14 protein-coding genes, 2 rRNA genes and 1 riboswitch (1 of these 17 only partly in view) are annotated in these 19,381 nt (G+C 60.8%); of the genes, 9 read left to right on the forward strand and 7 right to left on the reverse strand.

The genetic code is table 11. The features are described from left to right. The 3 genes from YH3_RS21825 to YH3_RS21835 form a co-directional block, all read left to right on the forward strand. Positions 1–1,454, forward strand: a 23S ribosomal RNA gene (locus tag YH3_RS21825); it begins 1,700 nt to the left of the window's first position. Positions 1,455–1,607: 153 nt separating this feature from the next. Further along, positions 1,608–1,724: ribosomal RNA gene (gene rrf / locus YH3_RS21830) — 5S ribosomal RNA — on the forward strand. A 521-nt stretch (positions 1,725–2,245) separates the two neighbouring features. Continuing rightward, on the forward strand, positions 2,246–3,535 hold the full coding sequence (locus YH3_RS21835; protein WP_238592677.1) for a plasmid pRiA4b ORF-3 family protein: 1,290 nt from the start codon (positions 2,246–2,248) through the stop codon (positions 3,533–3,535). An 81-nt stretch (positions 3,536–3,616) separates the two neighbouring features. Here the strand turns inward: YH3_RS21835 and YH3_RS21840 are convergent, their stop codons facing one another. Beyond that, positions 3,617–4,192 carry a TerD family protein gene (locus tag YH3_RS21840; protein ID WP_003940660.1) on the reverse strand — a complete coding sequence of 192 codons (576 nt, stop codon included), beginning with the start codon at positions 4,190–4,192 and terminating at the stop codon, positions 3,617–3,619. 113 nt (positions 4,193–4,305) lie between these two features. After that, positions 4,306–7,488, reverse strand: a complete 3,183-nt coding sequence (locus tag YH3_RS21845; protein ID WP_064444046.1) for a DEAD/DEAH box helicase — start codon at positions 7,486–7,488, stop codon at positions 4,306–4,308. A 112-nt stretch (positions 7,489–7,600) separates the two neighbouring features. Here YH3_RS21845 and YH3_RS21850 point away from each other — a divergent pair, with 112 nt between their 5' ends. Further along, on the forward strand, positions 7,601–8,728 hold the full coding sequence (locus YH3_RS21850; protein ID WP_031333643.1) for an alpha/beta hydrolase family protein: 1,128 nt from the start codon (positions 7,601–7,603) through the stop codon (positions 8,726–8,728). A gap of 52 nt (positions 8,729–8,780) precedes the next feature. On the opposite strand, the gene YH3_RS21855 is transcribed toward YH3_RS21850, so the two are convergent. Both YH3_RS21855 and YH3_RS21860 read right to left on the reverse strand, forming a co-directional pair. Further along, positions 8,781–9,140 carry an excalibur calcium-binding domain-containing protein gene (locus tag YH3_RS21855; protein WP_003940648.1) on the reverse strand — a complete coding sequence of 120 codons (360 nt, stop codon included), beginning with the start codon at positions 9,138–9,140 and terminating at the stop codon, positions 8,781–8,783. Positions 9,141–9,312: 172 nt separating this feature from the next. After that, positions 9,313–10,686 (reverse strand): dicarboxylate/amino acid:cation symporter, encoded by a 1,374-nt coding sequence (locus YH3_RS21860; RefSeq protein ID WP_003940669.1) that lies wholly within the window; start codon positions 10,684–10,686, stop codon positions 9,313–9,315. A 339-nt stretch (positions 10,687–11,025) separates the two neighbouring features. Here YH3_RS21860 and YH3_RS21865 point away from each other — a divergent pair, with 339 nt between their 5' ends. The 3 genes from YH3_RS21865 to YH3_RS21875 all read left to right on the forward strand — a co-directional run bounded on the left by YH3_RS21865 (position 11,026) and on the right by YH3_RS21875 (position 14,840). Then, positions 11,026–11,931, forward strand: coding sequence for a phosphodiesterase (locus YH3_RS21865; protein WP_064444047.1), 906 nt, complete (start codon positions 11,026–11,028; stop codon positions 11,929–11,931). 78 nt (positions 11,932–12,009) lie between these two features. Then, positions 12,010–12,123: riboswitch (SAM riboswitch) on the forward strand. Beyond that, positions 12,106–13,452, forward strand: coding sequence for an LLM class flavin-dependent oxidoreductase (locus YH3_RS21870; protein ID WP_154100322.1), 1,347 nt, complete (start codon positions 12,106–12,108; stop codon positions 13,450–13,452). (Overlaps the previous riboswitch by 18 nt.) Before the next feature lie 20 nt (positions 13,453–13,472). Further along, positions 13,473–14,840 carry an NtaA/DmoA family FMN-dependent monooxygenase gene (locus tag YH3_RS21875; protein ID WP_064444048.1) on the forward strand — a complete coding sequence of 456 codons (1,368 nt, stop codon included), beginning with the start codon at positions 13,473–13,475 and terminating at the stop codon, positions 14,838–14,840. Between the two features lie 51 nt (positions 14,841–14,891). On the opposite strand, the gene YH3_RS21880 is transcribed toward YH3_RS21875, so the two are convergent. Further along, on the reverse strand, positions 14,892–16,385 hold the full coding sequence (locus YH3_RS21880; RefSeq protein ID WP_020970156.1) for a stealth family protein: 1,494 nt from the start codon (positions 16,383–16,385) through the stop codon (positions 14,892–14,894). 279 nt (positions 16,386–16,664) lie between these two features. On the opposite strand from YH3_RS21880, the gene YH3_RS21885 reads away from it, so the two are divergent. Next, positions 16,665–16,898, forward strand: coding sequence for a hypothetical protein (locus YH3_RS21885; protein ID WP_064444049.1), 234 nt, complete (start codon positions 16,665–16,667; stop codon positions 16,896–16,898). A gap of 3 nt (positions 16,899–16,901) precedes the next feature. Here the strand turns inward: YH3_RS21885 and YH3_RS21890 are convergent, their stop codons facing one another. Next, a complete protein-coding gene (locus YH3_RS21890) occupies positions 16,902–17,450 on the reverse strand; it encodes a nuclear transport factor 2 family protein (protein WP_238592678.1) in 549 nt (182 codons plus the stop codon). Positions 17,451–17,561: 111 nt separating this feature from the next. Between YH3_RS21890 and YH3_RS21895 the strand changes: the two genes are divergently transcribed. Then, the gene (locus YH3_RS21895) at positions 17,562–18,536 is read left to right on the forward strand and encodes a TauD/TfdA family dioxygenase (RefSeq protein ID WP_003940665.1); all 975 of its coding nucleotides are present in this window, start codon (positions 17,562–17,564) and stop codon (positions 18,534–18,536) included. Here the strand turns inward: YH3_RS21895 and YH3_RS21900 are convergent, their stop codons facing one another. Then, complete coding sequence (locus tag YH3_RS21900; protein WP_064444050.1) at positions 18,537–19,379, reverse strand: hypothetical protein; 843 nt, start codon at positions 19,377–19,379, stop codon at positions 18,537–18,539. Positions 19,380–19,381 lie beyond the last annotated feature (2 nt).

The following is a 19,381-nucleotide window of genomic DNA, read 5'->3' on the forward strand; positions in this document are numbered from 1 at the left end:
CAGTCAGTGGTAATACTGGTGTAAGCGTGTAGGGCGTGACCTAGGCAAATCCGGGTCGCACATAGCCTGAGACGTGATGCGTAGCCGATTGAGGCGAATTCAGTGATCCTATGCTGCCGAGAAAAGCCTCTAGCGAGCTTTCACACGGCCCGTACCCCAAACCGACACAGGTGGTCAGGTAGAGAATACTAAGGCGATCGAGATAACTATGGTTAAGGAACTCGGCAAAATGCCCCCGTAACTTCGGGAGAAGGGGGGCCCTGTCTGGTGACGACATTTACTGTCTGAGCTGGGTGGGGCCGCAGAGACCAGTGAGAAGCGACTGTTTACTAAAAACACAGGTCCGTGCGAAGTCGTAAGACGATGTATACGGACTGACGCCTGCCCGGTGCTGGAAGGTTAAGAGGACCGGTTAGTTCCTTCGGGAGCGAAGCTGAGAATTTAAGCCCCAGTAAACGGCGGTGGTAACTATAACCATCCTAAGGTAGCGAAATTCCTTGTCGGGTAAGTTCCGACCTGCACGAATGGCGTAACGACTTCTCAGCTGTCTCAACCGTAGACTCGGCGAAATTGCATTACGAGTAAAGATGCTCGTTACGCGCGGCAGGACGAAAAGACCCCGGGACCTTCACTACAGCTTGGTATTGGTGTTCGGTTCGGTTTGTGTAGGATAGGTGGGAGACTGTGAAACGGTGACGCCAGTTATCGTGGAGTCGTTGTTGAAATACCACTCTGATCGAATTGGACCTCTAACCTCGGACCATGATCTGGTTCAGGGACAGTGCCTGGTGGGTAGTTTAACTGGGGCGGTTGCCTCCCAAAATGTAACGGAGGCGCCCAAAGGTTCCCTCAGCCTGGTTGGCAATCAGGTGTCGAGTGCAAGTGCACAAGGGAGCTTGACTGTGAGACTGACAGGTCGAGCAGGGACGAAAGTCGGGACTAGTGATCCGGCACCGGCAAGTGGAAGCGGTGTCGCTCAACGGATAAAAGGTACCCCGGGGATAACAGGCTGATCTTCCCCAAGAGTCCATATCGACGGGATGGTTTGGCACCTCGATGTCGGCTCGTCGCATCCTGGGGCTGGAGTAGGTCCCAAGGGTTGGGCTGTTCGCCCATTAAAGCGGCACGCGAGCTGGGTTTAGAACGTCGTGAGACAGTTCGGTCTCTATCCGCCGCGCGCGTTAGAAACTTGAGGAAGGCTGTCCCTAGTACGAGAGGACCGGGACGGACGAACCTCTGGTGTGCCAGTTGTTCCGCCAGGAGCACCGCTGGTTAGCTACGTTCGGAAGGGATAACCGCTGAAAGCATCTAAGCGGGAAGCCTGTTCCAAGATGAGGTTTCTCACCCCCTCGAGGGGGTAAGGCCCCCGGCAGACCACCGGGTTGATAGGCCAGAACTGGAAGTGCAGTAATGCATGCAGGTGACTGGTACTAATAGGCCGAGGACTTACCACAAAGAAGCTACGCGTCCACTGTGCGGTATCTGAAACAACACACAGATACTGATGAGAAACCCTGTTTTCTCCATCCCCCAACACCAGAAACTGGTGTTGACGGGTGGTGAAACCAGGTGATCAGAAGAAGGTTACTGTGACAGTTTCATAGAGTTACGGCGGTCATAGCGAAGGGGAAACGCCCGGTCCCATTCCGAACCCGGAAGCTAAGCCCTTCAGCGCCGATGGTACTGCACTCGACAGGGTGTGGGAGAGTAGGACACCGCCGAACACACATTAGAGAAGCCCCCCAACCAGTACTGGTTGGGGGGCTTTCTCGTACCCAAAACACCCCACCCCGCCAACACCCGAAAGCACCCCCGCCGGCACCCCCGACTTCGAGCGAACAGCACTGTCGTCGCCTCAGATCGACCGAACGTACCGTTCGCACGATCGAAGGGGGAGCATCCCCGCTGGCATCCCCGCATCGAGTGAACGGCACTTTCGTCGCCTCAGATCGACCGAACGTGCCGTTCACCATCAGGGCAGGAATTGGGCGAGGAAGATGCCGCCGCCGACGCACGTAGCGACTTGTTAGCCAAGGTATTAGGTTGTGAACCGTCTCATAAGTCCGAAGTACTCTCCGATTTTGTGCCTTCGTCCCTAGCACTTTGGCCTAGGCTGAGTCTCATGGTGGGGTTGAGCAGCTCGAGGGTGTCGCATTTGCGACTCGTTCCGACGGAACCTGAAGAACTGCAAAGGTTTGTACAAGAAGCTGGCGGAGGGCGTGGGGGCATTCAGATTGCGCGATCGTTGCGTTCGAAGAGACGCGCGGTACCGGCGCAATACGCGATACGTATCAGTGTCGACAATGTTTCCACTCAGATCTGGCGACGAATCCTCGTCGCGTCGGATCTGAATCTGGATGACCTGCATTCGGTGGTTCAACGGGCAATGGGGTGGAGTGACCGTCAATCGCACGCGTGGTCCAAGTCCGGCAGCCGATTTCCCGGCGAGGTCGAAGAGTACGTAGCTTCCGGGAGCAACGCAGAGCAGCGTCGCGCCGGCCGAGCCGCGATCGTAGAGTCCGCGGTACGCCTGGACGAGGTCATGGTCTCGCCTGGCGATGAAATCAGTTATCGCTACGGACGCTTCGGGAACTGGCGCCACACGCTGACACTTGAATCTTCCGAAGTACTGCCCGACGGGTTCCAAGTTGTGTGTGCCGCGGGTCGCGGTGCTTGTCCGCCGGAGGAATGTGTCGGACCTGACGAGTACGAGCAACTCCTCGGTGTTCTCGCTTCGGAGAAGCTGCGCTCCCATGAATGGACCCTCGAATGGCCGCAAACTGAATTCGAGCCGACACGATTCGAGATCGCTGAGGTCAATAATCGACTGCATAGTCCTAAACCGGACGAGATCGCTGCGTCGTACGACATTGCAAAGCTCGTCGAATGCCTGGGACCCTCGCGAGTCCCGGAACTGCACGCGGTCCTCGCCCAAGCAGGCATTGACGATCAGTCGGCAATCGGGGAGTTGGTCCACGTCGAGGCGGGCCAACGCATTCAAGCGGTTCTGGCTCTGATCGGTGTCGAAGGGATCGGTGCCGATGATTTCTTCACGACGGTCGACGCGATGCTCGACGAACCTGAACTGGGACCTGTAAACCTTCCACAAGGGCGATCACTCTTCGCAGTGCTCAAGAAGTTCGGCCTGGTGCGAAAGCACAAAGGGCAGATTGTTCTGACGAAGCGGGGACAGTCGGCAGAGCGGGACGCGTCAATGACGTGGTCGGTGATCGTCGAGGGAGTTCCGGTTGCGCCCGGCGGCTCGCAGAGAGCGGTGGAACTCCTCGTCCTCCTTGCCGTAGCCGCCGGCATGTCCCCGGCGGATCGTCATCGTTTCGTCGCGGGAGCGCTGGAGTCGATTCGGTCGTCGAGCATCCTGATGGCTGGAGCTCAGACTTCCAGACGTGACACGTCCGGGAGCACCGTAGAGGTGCTCGGATTGATCGGCGCTACGGGGTACGAGCTGGGGAAGTTCGGCAGCAAAGCGGACTCGCCCTGGGCTGTTCACCTCGCGAGGGCGATCCTGCGGCGTTAACTCGCGCGTCGACGCAGACAACCGAAACGGGGGTCGATCCGGCAATGCCGAATCGAACCCCGTTTCGTGTACCGATAGAGATCAGATGTTCACGCCGTAGTCGCGGGCGATTCCGGCCAGTCCCGATGCGTATCCCTGTCCGACTGCACGGAACTTCCATTCGCCATTGTGGCGGTAGAGCTCACCGAAAAGCATGGCTGTCTCGGTGGATGCATCTTCGGAGAGGTCGTAGCGTGCCAGTTCGGAGCCGTTCGACAGATCTACGACGCGGATGTAGGCGTTGGTGACCTGTCCGAAGGACTGGAGTCGCGCATCGGCGTCGTGAATCGAGACGGGGAAGAAGATGTTGGTGACGTTGGGCGGTACAGCCGGGAGGTCGACGTTGATGACCTCGTCGTCGCCGTCACCTTCACCGGTGAGGTTGTCGCCGGTGTGCTCGATGGATCCGTCGGGCGAGCGAAGGTTGTTGTAGAAGACGAAGTGAAGGTCGGAAAGGACCTTGCGTTCCGGGCCGGTGACCAACGCGCTGGCGTCGAGGTCGAAGTCGGCACCACTGGTGCTGCGTGCATCCCAGCCGAGACCGACTGCGACCTTGGTCAGATTGGGTGCGGCCTTCGACAGAGATACGTTGCCGCCCTTGGCAAGTGTGACGCCCATTCAGGTTCCTCTCGTTCGAACGAAGTGGATTTCTTCGTTCGGGAGTTCTGTGTTGTCCGTTCGCGACTCACATTACCGTGAGCGGGTAGGTGCGGTTCGACCGAATAGGCACCTCACTCGAACAGCGCGCGAAGATCCTCGGCGTCGAGTCCGGTGCCCAGTGTGCCTTCGGCGTCCATGACATTCGAGAACAATGCCGACTTCTTGGCTTTGAGCGCCATGACCTTCTCTTCGATGGTGTCTTTGGCAATGAGGCGGTAGACCATGACGTTTCGTGTCTGCCCGATGCGGTGAGTACGGTCGACCGCTTGTGCCTCGGCGGCCGGGTTCCACCAGGGGTCGAGAATGAAGCAGTAGTCGGCCTCGGTGAGATTGAGGCCGAAGCCACCAGCCTTGAGGCTGATCAGGAAGACGGGGACTGCACCAGACTTGAACTCCTCCAACACTTCACCGCGATTGCGCGTCGAACCGTCGAGATAGCTGTACGGAATTCTTTCCTCGTCGAGTCGGTTGCGGACAGAACCGAGGAACCCGGTGAATTGGCTGAAGATCAACGCACGGTGTCCGCCGGCAATGACGTCGTCCAATTGCTCGACGAGAGCGTCGACCTTGGCCGATGGGACGGGTCCGCTTTCCTCGTCGACCAGCGAGACGTCGAGACTGAGTTGGCGTAGCAGCGTCAGCGATTGCAGGATCGTGAACCGATTCTTGTCGACGTCGTCGAGCAGTCCGAGAATCTTCTGCCGTTCGCGTTGCAGGTGGGTGTCGTAGATCGCGCGATGGCTCGGATGCAACTCGATCTCGAGTACCTGCTCCTGCTTGGGCGGCAAGTCCGCAGCCACCTGTTCCTTGGTGCGCCGCACCATCAGCGGTTTGACGCGTCGTCGCAGTTGCGCCAATCGCTCTGTGTCGCCTTCCTTTTCGATGGGAGTGCGGTAGAAATCGGTGAAGGTGGTGGGGCTGGGAAACAGTCCTGGTGCAGTGATTGCGAGGAGCGACCACAACTCCATGAGATTGTTTTCCATGGGTGTTCCGGTGATCGCGAGTTTGAAGGGTGCGTTCACTGCCGTCGCACACTTGTGGACCTTGGACTTGTGGTTCTTGGCGAATTGGGCTTCGTCGAGCACCAGTCCGGACCAGCGGCCGGCGGAATACGCATCGGTGTCGAGGCGAAAGAGAGCGTACGACGTCACGACGATATCCGCCCCGTCGACGAGTGTTGCCAGGTCGGTTCTTCTGCGCCGCAGAGTATCCGTGATGACAGCGGTGTGGAGGGTCGGTGCGAACTTCGCCACTTCGGACTTCCAGTTGGAGACCACGCTGGTGGGAGCGACGATCAGAAAGGGAGGCGCGGCCGGATTCGATTGCCTTGCAGCGCAGATCATTGCGAGGGTCTGCAGGGTCTTGCCCAGGCCCATGTCGTCGGCGAGTATGCCGCCCAAGTTGTGCAGTCGGAGGAAATTGAGCCAACGGAATCCGTCGACCTGATAGGGACGTAGCGTTGCCGTCAACGTGTCCGGGACTTCGACGGGATCGATGCCCGAACTGCCGAGCAATCCTGCGATCTGCTTCTTCCAAGCTGCTGCTTGATGTTCCACCCTTCCGAGCGCCGTCAATTCTTCCCACAGTCCGGCCTGAAATTTGCTGATCCCGAGTTTGCCGGTAGGCCGATCGAGTAGCGACCGCGCTTCGGTGATGAGACGGTGCAGGCCGAGTAGTTCAGGTGCGTCGAGCCGAAAGAAGGCGCCGTCCGGTAGCAGTATGTGAGTCTCGCCCTTGCTCAGAGCAGAGAACAGTGTTGTGAACGGAACGCTTTGTCCCGCAACATCGACGGTGACATCGAGGTCGAACCAGTCGGATCCGCTGTCCCCGTCGGGGGCTGATGTGCTGAGGCCGATCACGACAGCGTCGTCTGCAGGCCGGTAGTCGGCGGGGGTTCCTGCAACCGTGAGGTCGATGGCGTCGTGCGCTTCGAGTTGGGGCAGGAGGTCGAGTGTGAACTGCATGGAATCGAGGCCGGTCAAAGTTCCCGCGAGAGTGGCCTTCGCCGCGGCCGCACCGAGGCTCTTGGCAATGGCATCTTCGGCAACGTGGTTGCGGATCTCGGACTCGTCGGTGGTTGTGTCTGCGGTAGAAATGATCAGTTCGTCGGCATCGACGGTGTACTTCCATGCCGATTCGATGTCGATGCGGTGGTTGTCCGCGTAAGTGGCCATCAGTTGTAGCCGAGGACCGGACACAGTCGGTGGGTTGTAAGCACCGTCGGAAGATATGACGGGAGCGAGGTTTCCGAGTTTGAACACGAACCGCGACGTGAATGCATCCCGATGCTCGGCGGGTATGTCGACCGATTTTCCGGAGTCGATCAACTGCCTCAATTGGTGAGTTATCGGCGTGTGCAGTGGTGCGAGAGTGATCGCGTTGGCGGCGTCGAGCGCGAAGACGCCATGTGCCGGCGTGCCGACCAGTCCCCAGTCGGAATGAGTCACGATGTGCCCATCGGTCTGAATTCGGGGAGTGAGACGGAGGTTGTTGTCTTCCGCTCCGTGGACGTCGAGGCAGATGTTGGCGTCGTAGAGTAGGGAGATGTTGCCGAGGCCGGCTTTCGAGTGAACGAGTGAAACGCCGACGCTGAGGGCCTCACGAAGAAGCGACCAGAGTTGCGGGCTCGCGAACCCGGCAAGATCGATTTCCGCGGCATTTTGATTTCGGTAGTAGTTGCCGGCGCTGTGGAGGAGATGTATGTCGCGTAGAACCCGGAGGTGATCTGCGGGGAACTGAAAAGTGCTTCCGAGTTTGTTCCAGGCGAGCCCGCCGGAGATCCACCCTCTCGCTCCTGGTTGTACGGGTTTGATGATGAGCCTTGTCGATGCGCCCTTGGTTCGGGTGGTGAATTGAATGCCAAGTCCACGTGTAGTGCGGCCGGCCAGGTCTGGTCGGAGCAACTCCTCGAGCGAGCTGTCCCATCCGAGGTGTTGTGGAGTCTTGTTCGCCTCGGCAACCGCTGCGAGCACCAACGCGACTACGTGCTTGCAGTTCATCCGCACGGGACACGTGCAGAGGCCACGCGTGAACGTTGCTGTACCGGCCGCGCCGCGACTTACCGAAATCGTGCAGGTGTACGGCTCTCGCGCAGTTCCCGATACAGCGCCGGTCAAGATGTCAGCGGTGTCGTTCCATCCGATGGATTCGACTGCATTCTCCCGCAGGTAGACAAGTCCGCGGTCGTAGGTGGTTGTGCCCACGACAGCGCGAATTCGGTCGAGGTCGAGGGCCCTGACTGAATCCGGTTGCACGGGGGCCAGCCTAGTAGCGGCGACCGACAGATCTTGTCGTGGTCGTTTGTCCAAGAAAGTCCGAACTGCACGGTATGTTCACGGAAACATCTTTGACTGGTTTGGGAGTTTCATGAGGACTGAGCGGCGTGCGTGGATTCGATCTGCGCGCACAGGTGCGGTGTGTTTGGCCGTCTGTGCACTTTCTTTGCAATTGGGCGGACTGTCGACGGCAGCGCCGAGTTCCGGAAGCTCGGGTAGTTCGGGAAGCTCGGGAAGTCTGGGCAGCGTCGAGGGAAGCGTGAGCTCGGGGTCGACGATCCCGGGACCACTTCAGGAGGATCCGGGCCCCAAACCGGACCTGCGCGACGACATCGTCGTCCCGGCCATCGTCGGCGAGAAGGTGACCGCACCACAAGCGATCAGGCTGACGGTGGCGTCGCCCGCACTTCGACGCGAGGTCGGCGTCGAGATTTTGCTACCCGCTGACAATTCGGTTCCGCGCCCAGCGCTGTACATGCTCGAGGGTGTCGACGCCGGAGAGAAAAGCAGCGGATGGATGACGATCGGCGGCGCCCCGGCGTTCTTCGCCGACAAGAACGTCAACGTCGTGATGCTCAATGGCGGAATCGCGAGCCTGTACTCGGACTGGGAGAATCCGGATCCGCGGCTGGGACTGCACAAGTGGGAAACCTTCATCACCGAGGAGTTGCCACCGCTGATCGACGCGCGACTCGAGACCAACGGAATCAACGCGATTGCCGGCAATTCCATGGGCGCGATGGGTGCAATGATGCTCGCCCAACGCTTTCCGGACATGTATCGCGGCGTTGCCGTGTTCAGCGGCTGTTATTCCACGATGGATCCGCTCGGCCGAACTGCCGTCCAGGCCACGATTTCTTCTCGAAGCGGAGATCCGGCCAACATCTGGGGTGTGCCAGGGGGCCCGGAGTGGGAGGCACACGATTCGTTGATCAACGCAGAGAAGTTGCGTGGCAAGGAAATCTACGTGTCGACGGCAAACGGTCGTCCCGGATCTGACGAGACGCTGCAGACTCCTGAACTGCTCGAGCGTCTGGTGATCGGCGGCGGCATCGAGGTTGCCGCCCACGCCTGCACCAAGATGTTCGACGCTCGGTTGCAGGAGCTGAAGATTCCGGCGCAGGTGGATTACGAGCCGAACGGCACGCACGCGTGGGCGTATTGGCGTGAACGACTGCCGAAGGCGTGGCCGACTCTGTCCCGGGCATTGGGCGTCTGACGGTTCGACAACAGTGCTCGGGTTGTGGATGCACCACAACCCGAGCGTTGGATCACTCGCAGGCGATGCCGTCGTTGTCGCGGTCGAGATGCGGGGCGTATCCGTTCTGGCCCCGGTACAACGGAGCTGCGCCGGCATTACGAACGGCTGTGCAGTTCTGGTAGTACCGCGCTGGTGCGGGAGTGTTCTGCGGCGCCGGCTGGTTCTGGGGCGCTTGCGGAGCGGGCGGCGCCGGCGGTGCGAAGACCGGGGGAAGGAACGGCTGGACTGCGTCGGCAGAGCCAGTCGGAATCATGCGTGCGATCTCGATCGGTAGGAAATCGAAAACCGTGGATGCCTGAGCGGCGGGTGCGGCAACCAGAGTGATTGCGGCGCAACCTGCGACGCTGAATGCCAGACGGCGGAGCTTCATGTGACCTCGTGTTCAACTGGGCAGCCCTTCCACTTCTGAGGGCTGTGCCGGCTGAGCATACTGGTCATAACGACCAAATGGTTTATTTCGGTAAGGGTGAAATCTGGGGTGAAAAGCAGCGCCCCCGCACCGTATTGCTCAGGTGCGGGGACGCTGCTGTTGTCATCGAGGGTTACGCGTCGACAAGTTCCTCGGCGAAGGGATCACCGTTGCGGGGAGCGTCGAAGCGCTCCTTGTCGAGGATTCCCTCACGCTTTGCGACGATGACCGGAACCAGAGCCTGGCCGGTGACGTTGACTGCGGTGCGGCCCATGTCGACGATCGGTTCGACTGCGAGGAGCAGTCCGACGCCGGCAAGGGGAAGACCCAGGGTGGAGAGCGTGAGTGTGAGCATGACTGTCGCACCGGTGGTTCCGGCCGTTGCTGCCGAGCCGATGACCGAAACGACGACGATCAACAGGTAGTCGGTGAAGGTCAACGGAACGTCGTAGAAGCCTGCGACGAAAATCGCCGCGATCGCGGGATAGATTGCGGCGCAACCGTCCATCTTCGTGGTGGCACCGAGCGGAACGGCGAACGAGGCGTACTCACGAGGAACACCGAGGTTGCGTTCGGTGACGCGTTCGGTCAGAGGCAGAGTGCCGATCGACGAGCGCGAGACGAAGCCGAGTTGAGTTGCGGGCCAGACACCGGAGAAGAAGCTTCGGACCGAGAGGCCGTGCGCGGCAATCAGGATGGGGTAGACCACGAAGAAGACGATGGCCAGACCGATGTAGATGGCGGCAGTGAAGACGCCCAGCGAGCCGATTGCATCCCAGCCGTAGGTGGCGACAGCGTTGGCGATCAGTGCGGCCGTACCGATTGGGGCGAGGCGAATGATCCACCACAGGACCTTCTGGACGATCGCGAGCAGCGAAGCGTTGAACTCGAGGAACGGCGCAGCCTTGGGACCGATCTTGAGTGCAGCAATACCGATTGCACCGGCGATGACGAGCAGCTGCAGGACGTTGAAGCTCAGCGATGTAGTCGCCACGCCTTCGGCGACGGAAGTCTTTGCACCCAACCCCAGGAAGTTGTTCGGAACCAGTCCGGTGATGAACGCCCACCACGAGCCGGAACTCTTGGGTTCCTTCGCGGCTTCGGCGGCGACGTCGGTCCGTGAACCGGGATCGGTGATCAGGCCGACGATGATGCCGATGATCACAGCGATGAAAGCGGTGATCGCGAACCAGAGCAAGGTCTGCACGGCCAGACGAGCGGCGTTGGCGACCTGGCGCAGATTGGCGATGGAGCTGACAATGGCGGTGAACACCAGCGGGATCACCGCAACGGTGAGCAGCTTGACGTAACTCGAACCGATGGTCTGCACGGTGCCGACCAACCAGTTGACATTGCCGTCGGCCGCATCAGGCATTGCCCGGGCGACGAGACCGATGATGACACCGAGTACGAGACCGGCGACGATCTGCGGTCCGAATGCCGTCGCCCAGGACGGAAAACGGGACGTGGACTTTTCCGGCACGCCGGTGGAGGTGGAGCTGGGCATGACTATGCCTTTCGAAAATCAAGGGAGCGAAACGCAGCGCGGCACCAGAGGCCGGGCAGATTCGAAGAAATGTTTCCTGGTACGCGTCAGGTCAGAGCGAGCGCGTACACATTGCGCTCGCCTGCAGGCGAAGGTCGACGTAACGCCGACTGGTCAGGAACAACACTGTCCACACACTACTCGCAGCTTCAACTACTCGATCCCGAGGGTCGCCGCGGGAGTTCGCTTCGTGTTCGTCGGGCGTGCCCCGATCAGTCACTGTTGGTCGGTTGACTAGTCTCGACGATCAGTAGGTGCCGCACCGGCGCCTACGCGTCGGCAAGCGGAAGCGAGAGACCGATGAGCGTTCGGAATGCCGAGTACCCGCGTCCGAAGCATTTCCTGGTGCACCTCAGTGACACGCATCTGGTGGCTCAGGGGGAGTTGTACGACGCCGTGGATGCGTCGACGAGATTGCGGGAAGTGCTCAGCGGGATCGTGGCCTCGGGCGCACGCCCGGATGCACTGATATTCACCGGCGACCTGACCGACCAGGGACACCCCGACGCATACGCGGAACTGAAAGCCATCGTGGAACCCGTGGCGGCCGAGATCGATGCGCAGGTCGTCTGGGCGATGGGCAACCACGACGACCGCCCTACGTTCAGATCTCTGCTGTTGGGCGAGGATGCCACCGATCATCCCGTCGACAACGTCTACGACCTTGACGGACTGCGGGTGATCACCCTGGATTCGTCGGTTCCCGGTCATCACTACGGTGAGATCTCGGATCGTCAATTAGACTGGCTACGAACAGAATTGACGGTGCCGGCGCCCGACGGAACAATTCTGGCGCTGCATCATCCGCCGGTTCCGTGCATTCAGGATCTCGCGGTTCTGGTGGAGTTGCGCGATCAGTCCCGGTTGGCAGACGTCTTGCGTGGCAGCGACGTCCGGGCGATTCTTGCCGGGCACCTGCACTATTCGACGACGGCGACGTTCGCCGGCATTCCGGTTTCCGTGGCGTCGTCGACGTGTTACACCCAGGACTTGAACGTGGAAGTCGGTGGTCAGCGTGGTCGTGACGGGGCTCAGGGGTGCAATCTGGTGCACGTGTACGACGAGACAATTGTTCATTCGGTCGTTCCACTCGGTGCGCACATGACGGTCGGTGAGCCCGTCGACGCGGCCGAGGGTGCCCGGAGGCTCAGTGCTGCCGGCATTCGAATCCTCGAGAGCGAAAAGGCGGCACGCTCGATCATCTGAGGTCGCAGGCGGTTTCCGGCACCCACGCGCAGTTCCGGGTGATTGCCGGGCGGTCGCGTACTCACTACCGTCGAGGTAGGTGCAGAGCTCCAGCAACAAGGACCGGCTAGCTGGACGGCAACCCTTCATGCCGATGGGGTGCCCCGGAATCACACCTGGCGATACGCGCGGTGCGTGTCGCAAGCGGCAGTCGCCACGAGAACCGTCAGTCGGGTGCTGACGGTTTCTGCGGTCGGCACTGTGCGCTCCCGAGTAGTTCTCGAACAGGAGTATGCGCCGATGACCTCCACCCCTTCTTCTCATCTTGCTCCGTTGCATCTCGCCGTAGCGCTGGACGGTGCCGGTTGGCACCCAGCGGCCTGGCGAGAGCCGCACTCGCGCCCGAGTGAGCTGTTCAGCGCGTCGTATTGGACTGACGTGGTGACGATCGCCGAGCGTGGTCTGCTCGATTTCGTCACCATCGAGGACAGTCTCTCGGTGCCGGCCAACCCACTCGAGCCCGTCGACGACGCGGTTGATCGGGTGCGCGCTCGGCTCGACGCGCATCTCGTAGCCGCCCGACTGGCACCGATCACGAGCAACATCGGCTTGATCCCGACCATCACCACCATTCACACCGAGCCGTTTCACGTGTCCAAAGCCGTTGCCACGCTGGATTACACCTCACGCGGTCGCGCCGGATGGCAGGTGAAGGTTTCGGCGTCGGAATCCGAGGCAGCACAGTTCGGGCGTCGCGACATCCCAGCGCTCACCGATGCCGACCGTCAGTCGATCGTTTCAGGCGTCCTCCCGGACTTCGTGCGCGACCTGTTCGACGAAGCTGCGGAGGCGGCTGACGTAATCCGGCGACTCTGGGACAGTTGGGAGGACGACGCCGAGATCCGTGATGTCGAACAGCGTCGATTCATCGACCGGGACAAGTTGCACTACATCGACTTCGAGGGAAAGTACCTCTCGGTCCGTGGACCGTCGGTGACCCCGCGCCCGCCGCAGGGGCATCCCGTCGTTACCGCGTTGGCACATCAGCGGGTCGCGTACGAACTGGCGGCGCGGACGGCCGATCTGGTGTTCGTGACGCCGTTCGACGAGGAGCAGGTCACGGCAATCCTGGGTGAAGTGCGAGCAGCCGAAGAACACGTGCAGCGCACCGGCGAACCTCTTCGGGTCTTCACCGACATCGTCGTCTTCTTCGATACGCCGGAAGAAACCGGAAAGGAACGGCTCGCTCGCCTCGACGCGCAGGCCGGCGCCGAATACCGTTCGGACGCACTGACCTTCACCGGCTCTGCTGCGGAGTTGGCGGATCTTGTTCTCCGGTGGCAGCAGTTGGGAATCGACGGCTTCCGTTTGCGGCCGGGCGTTGTCGTGGACGACCTCGACGCCATCGCAGGTGAGCTGGTGCCTGAATTGCAGCGACGCAACGTATTCCGCACCGAATATCCGCAGGCGAATCTTCGCGGACTCCTTGGTCTACCCATCGACGTTCCCAACCGCTACGCCGCCGGTACTCCGGCCGCCTGACAGACGAGGAATAGATTCTCATGAGTTCTCAGAAGCGTAAGCAGGTCATCCTGGGTGCCTACCTCGGCGGCGTCAACCATCACACTGCGTGGTGGGATCCGCAGGCGGGCAGCCAGATAGAGTTCGATACCTTCGAACACACCGCTCGAACCGCCGAGCGTGGGAAGTTCGACTTCTTCTTCCTCGCCGAAGGCCTCGCCCTTCGTGAGCGTGCGGGACAGATTTTCGACCAAGACATCATCGGTAGGCCGGACACCTTCACGGTCCTTGCATCGTTGGCGGCGGTAACCGAACACCTCGGATTGGCCGGCACTATCAATGCCACGTTCAACGAGCCGTACGAACTGGCCCGCCAATTCGCGACGCTCGATCAGTTGTCCGGAGGGCGTGCCGCCTGGAACGTCGTCACCTCGTTCGACGCATTCACCGGCCAGAACTTTCGCCGCGGCGGATACCTCGACCGCGCGCAACGATACGAGCGTGCGGAGGAGACCGTAGCGCTGGTGCGTGAACTGTGGGATTCGTGGCGAAGCGACGACATCGTGGCAGACAAGGCATCAGGGCGCTTTCTCGCGCGACCGGATGCCGGTGAATTCGTCTTTCATGGATCGCATTTCGACGTGAACGGCCGATTCACAGTGCCGCGTAGCCCGCAAGGGCGCCCGGTTATTCTGCAGGCCGGGGTGTCGCCGCAGGGGCGCGATTTTGCTGCCGGCAATGCCGACGCGATCTTCTCACCGTACGGTCAGTTGCCCGAGGCGGCCGATTTCTATCGCGATATCAAAGCACGTGCCGTCGCGGCCGGACGTGACCCGGGTGACATCAAGATCCTGCCGTCGGCGAGTTTTGTTCTCGGCACCTCGGAGGCAGATGCGATCGAGAAGTACCGAGAGATTCGCGACCAGCAGGTCACCGGCCAGACCGCTTTGGTTCTGCTCGAACAGATCTGGAATCTCGATCTGTCGAAGTACGACCCCGAAGGACCACTACCCGATATCGCTCCGGATCCCGAGGCTCCGCCGATCATCCAGGGCCGCGCCTTCATTCACCAAGATCGTTTCGCGACCGTCGCAAAACTGCGCGCGGTAGCGGAGAGCAAGAAGTTGAATCTGCGCGAAGTGGTGATCGATCAGTTCGAGCGTGGACCGATCGTCGGTACACCGCAGCAGGTTGCCGAGAAAATAGATTCGTTTGTCAGCAACGACGGTTCGGATGGGTTCATCCTCGGGTCGCACCTTGTGCCGACCGGCCTCGACGAGTTCGTCGACGACGTGGTGCCGCTGCTGCAGGATCGAGGTGTTCTCCGCAGTGACTACGAAGGAACGACGTTGCGTGACAATCTCGGTCTGCCCATTCCGGTGCAACGGGAGCATGTGACAGCACGCTGATCGACCGAAGTAGCAAGGGCCCAGCCGAAATCGGCTGGGCCCTTGTTTCGTCTAGGCTTCCCAGGGCGCCGGGATGGGGTAGTAGCTCTCCAGGAACTCCGTGATCTTGCGTGTCCGAAGTTCCAGATCGATCTCCGGAGCGCTGCCGTCGTTGAGGCAGAAGAAGTCCATGGAGCGCTTGGCGAGCAGTGAGTCCATGTCGCGCAAACCGGCCTTGACCGTCGTGTCGACGTATTTGACGGCGGCGGACTTCTGCACCACCGACCGTCCACTCATGAGCGTGTAGTAGTGGTACAGCGAATTGGTCACCGAGATATTGGAACTCGCGCGGAAGGTGCTTGCTGCAGTGGCCGCGAAGTCTTCGGCGAACTCGCGTTCCATCTCGGCCATCACGCTCTTGCGTAGTGGCGTCGCTGCGTGCTCCAGATGTCTGGTGGTCATCAGACCGAAGCGGTCCTGTAGCAGACGGCGGTTGACGCGAGCCGCATTCTCGAACCCGCTGCGGTCGTTGTCGTTGTGTCCCAAACCGATTCTGGTGTCGGCCTCGATGAACATGCTGATCCCGCCGGGGGAGAAGAACATATCGGGGCCGACGGGGCGACCGAAGAACATGTCGTCGTTGGAGTAGAGGAAATGCTCCGCCAGACCCGGAATATGGTGCAGCTGGCACTCGACAGCTTGAGAATTATGGGTGGGCAACACACTTGGATCGGCGAAGAACTTTTCGCTGGGCATGAACGTGACTCGCGGATCGTCCGCAAGCCAGTCCGGACGATCGGAATCGGTTGCGACGAAGATCCGCCGGATCCACGGCGCGTACATGTGGATGGATCGAAGCGCGTATTTGAGCTCGTCGATCTGACGGAAGCGCGCTTCTGATTCGTCGCCCTCTCCGACGATGTAGTTCTGCATGCGCTTGGCGCGCTGAGCCTGAAACTCCTTGGAAGAGCCGTCGACCCAGGAAAAGACAAGATCGATATCGAAGCTGATATCGGAGGCATGATCGGCGAACATGTTCTCGATGGTCGGCCAGATCCGGCCGAATCGCTCGACGGTTCCTCGGACCGCTTCTTCAGGGAGGACGGTTCGTCGTGTCAGTGAGTTCTCGACGGGTAGGACGATTTCTTCGTCGGAAATCGACCACAATTCGATTTGAACGCCGATGTTCGCGCCGTAGTTCATACCGCTTGCGACGTGAACCCTCGGACGGAACAAGCGGAAGATCCGTGACTTGTTGGTTTTCGACAGGGCACCGTCCGCGACAAGGAGAGCTGGGCTCTTCTTCGCGTCGACGGTTTTGGAATAGAAGGGTGCGTTTGCGCATCCCTCGACAAGTGCCTGCCGCAGGTTTTTGCGCTCGGTCCAGCTCACCGCGATCACGGGGCGCTCGTCGTTTCCGCGGACGAGTAGATACTCGATTCCTGCGGCGTCGAGGATGTCGCGGATGAAGAGGAGATCTTCGACCATCGCCTCGAGCGGCGTGGTGGTCGTGATCGCGAGGGCAAAACGATTCTTGAATCGGACGGTCTCGGGTAGCTCGCCCATCCGTGCGCGTGACGCGGCCGACGCCGGCTCCACAGGATTGGGGCTGTCCTGCTCCGGGGGTACGAAGTAGATGTCGTGCGGAGCGGGAGATTCTGTAATGGGATGCCTTCCGATTCTGATCCAGCTGTGTATCTGTCGCCCCGACGCTGCGAGAGCGTGGTGGCGACGAGCTCAGTCTATGCCGTCGGCGCCGAAAGTCGGACATGAGTGACGGCGATGGGTAGGGCGGGCCGAGTCGGGTACCCCGAGGACCGAAGCGAGAGTGAAGGAGGAGAACCGATGCGTGTGAAAGCGATGGTCGGAACAGGCGCGATGGCGGTTGCGCTGGCCGCCGGCCCAGTTGCGACAGCGTCTGCGGAGGGAACCGAGGCAGCGGGGTCGGAGGGTTCACCGGAGATGCTGACCTGCGAGGTGGTCTTCGATGCACTCGAAGACATGAGCCCCGAATGGACGGAAGAGGGGATCGATCAGGTCGAAGACTGGTGTGAGGCGATCACCGGCGAAGAAGACTGAGCGTCAGCCGCGCGAAATCACCCGTCGCGAGAGTCGCCACCGCCCATCTTCGAGTTCGAACTCGTCCGCGTAGCTCCCGACGCCGCTGAGCTTGGGGGTTGTGGTCGTGTCGACGTAGAACGTCCACACCGCATCCGCGCGGGCTGTCGTTTCCGAGGTCACGTCCACGGCGATCGCCGTGGTGACGTGGCGTGTGAATGTGCCCGGGCCTTGTATGCCGGCGGCTCGACGCTCGACTACTCCAGCAGCAATTTCTTCGCGGCCACGTCGTACCTGTGCGGGGATACCGCGATCGGGATTGGCGGGCATGTTCCATTCGGCCTCGCGGGTGAACTGCTCCACGTAATCCTCGACCGAGCCGGTGTCGGCAAGATGCGCGATGCGAGCGAGCGTTGAACGAATCTGTTCGGCAGGGCCCTCGGGTTGCATGCTGTCCTCCGTAGACGTGGGTGCGGCAGATCGCACGCTACAGCTCATGACGACAACGACGACGGCCTCGTCCCAGTGAGCGGCAGTATTCTCCGACGAGGGAGCGGTGAACTTTGAGATCACCTCGAGTTCAACCGTATTCGAGCCCGCAGCGTAAATGATTGAGTGTTCACAGTAGGCGGCGCCATGACGACTGCCGCGCCCGTAGGCTTGACCGACTCACAGGAGATCGCCATGTCCGTCACCGAACTCGAACGTGTCACCCAGACCCCGGAGCAGATCTACGCTGCCGGTGGAATCACTGTCCACAAGGTCGGTGAGCTGATCGGCGCCCGCATCGACGGCGTACACCTCTCGGGGGATCTGTCCGAAGAGACCGCCTACGCGATCAACTATGCGCTGGCAGCGCACAAGGTTGTGTTCTTCCGTGGGCAGCATCATCTCGACGACACGTCGCAGTACGAATTCGCCGGAACCCTCGGCACCCAGACCACCCCGCATCCGACGGTGAAGTCCAGGGGCGACAAGCTGTTGGTGCTCGACCGAGCCGCCAACAGTTGGCACACGGACGTGACGTTTGTCGACCGCATCCCGAAAGCCTCGATTCTGCGAGCGACGACCATTCCCGAGTACGGCGGAGCGACCACGTGGGCGTCGACCACCGCCGCGTACGACCAACTGCCGTCTTCACTCAAGGTCTTGGTCGAGAATTTGCGGGCCGTTCACACCAATGCCTACGACTATGCCGAGGTTGTCGATCAGGCGAACCCGGTAGACGCGCAGCGCCAGGCCTACTACGCCGAATTCACCCGTGAGATCTACGAGACCGAACATCCGGTGGTGCGTATCCATCCGGCGACGGGGGAGAAGACCCTCCTGCTCGGTCACTTCTTCAAGGAGTTCGTCGGGCTCAAACCGTCGGAGTCGGTAGCTCTTTACCAGATCCTGCAGGCACGAATCATCAAGTTGGAAAACACTGTTCGATGGAACTGGTCGGCCGGCGACCTGGCGATCTGGGACAACCAGGCGACTCAGCATTACGGTATCGCCGACTACGGGACTCAGGCGCGCAGTGTGCACCGAGTGACATTGGCCGGCGACGTCCCCGTCGACGTCCACGGCGAGCAGAGTCGAATCCTCCAGGGTGACGCCGCGGAGTATTCGATCATCGCGGACATCGATCGGCTTCCCGGCTTCGCCGCGAACTGATCAGTCGTGCTGCGGGTGATCCGGCGGGAACATCTGTCCCCATGAGTGACTGCACGCTCGGCACGTCCATTCCGGGGTGTCCGGTCCCACGACGCAGCCAGTTACGGCGAGCCACGGTAGGTGATCGAACGGATGGACCGGCATCCCCGGTGCACACTGAGCGGTTCTGTGTGCACCGCAGAGTGGGCACGACGGATTCTTCGCCAGCATGTAGTCGATGAAGTTGGTGTGCCCAGACGTGGCCATCCTTCCGGTGCACTTGCGGCACAGGACGGCTGGGTAGTCGTCACCAGGTTCAGCCTGCCTGAAGATCCGTGATGCGGAATGAAAGTGAAGGCGATCGCTGCTGTTGAACTTTCGCAACGGCATCGGTGAGCTGCAACCTGTGCAGTTGCCCCGCTCGTTCATCAACGTTCGGGCGTGGGCAGCTGTGGACGTCGGATCCAGCGTGTCGATGTCGCCGAAGTAGTGCGCATAGTGTGACTGGCCGGCCGTGAGAATCCGGTCGGCCAGTGCGTCGTCGACCGGCCCAGGATCCGTGGGAAACGTGATGGACCATCGTTGTTCGAGTTCTGGAACGGTGGGCAAACCGTGGAGTTCGTACGGGCGTTCATCGACTTCCATCGGCGACGTGCCGTCGAAGGGCGCAGCCACGGTCTCGATGCAGAGCACCGCGCGAGGAGTGGTGTCGAGAACCGTGACCAGCAGGTCACCGATGGCCATCTTTCCGCGCATGATCCAGGGATCGACACGGGCCCGGGGTTCGAGAAACGCGACCACAGCATCGATCCATGGCGTGCCGAGTGCGATGAATACGTGCTGACCGGGGCTCCGCATGATCATCG

This window comes from Rhodococcus sp. YH3-3 (genome assembly GCF_001653035.1).
In the GTDB taxonomy this organism is placed as follows: domain Bacteria; phylum Actinomycetota; class Actinomycetes; order Mycobacteriales; family Mycobacteriaceae; genus Rhodococcus_F; species Rhodococcus_F qingshengii.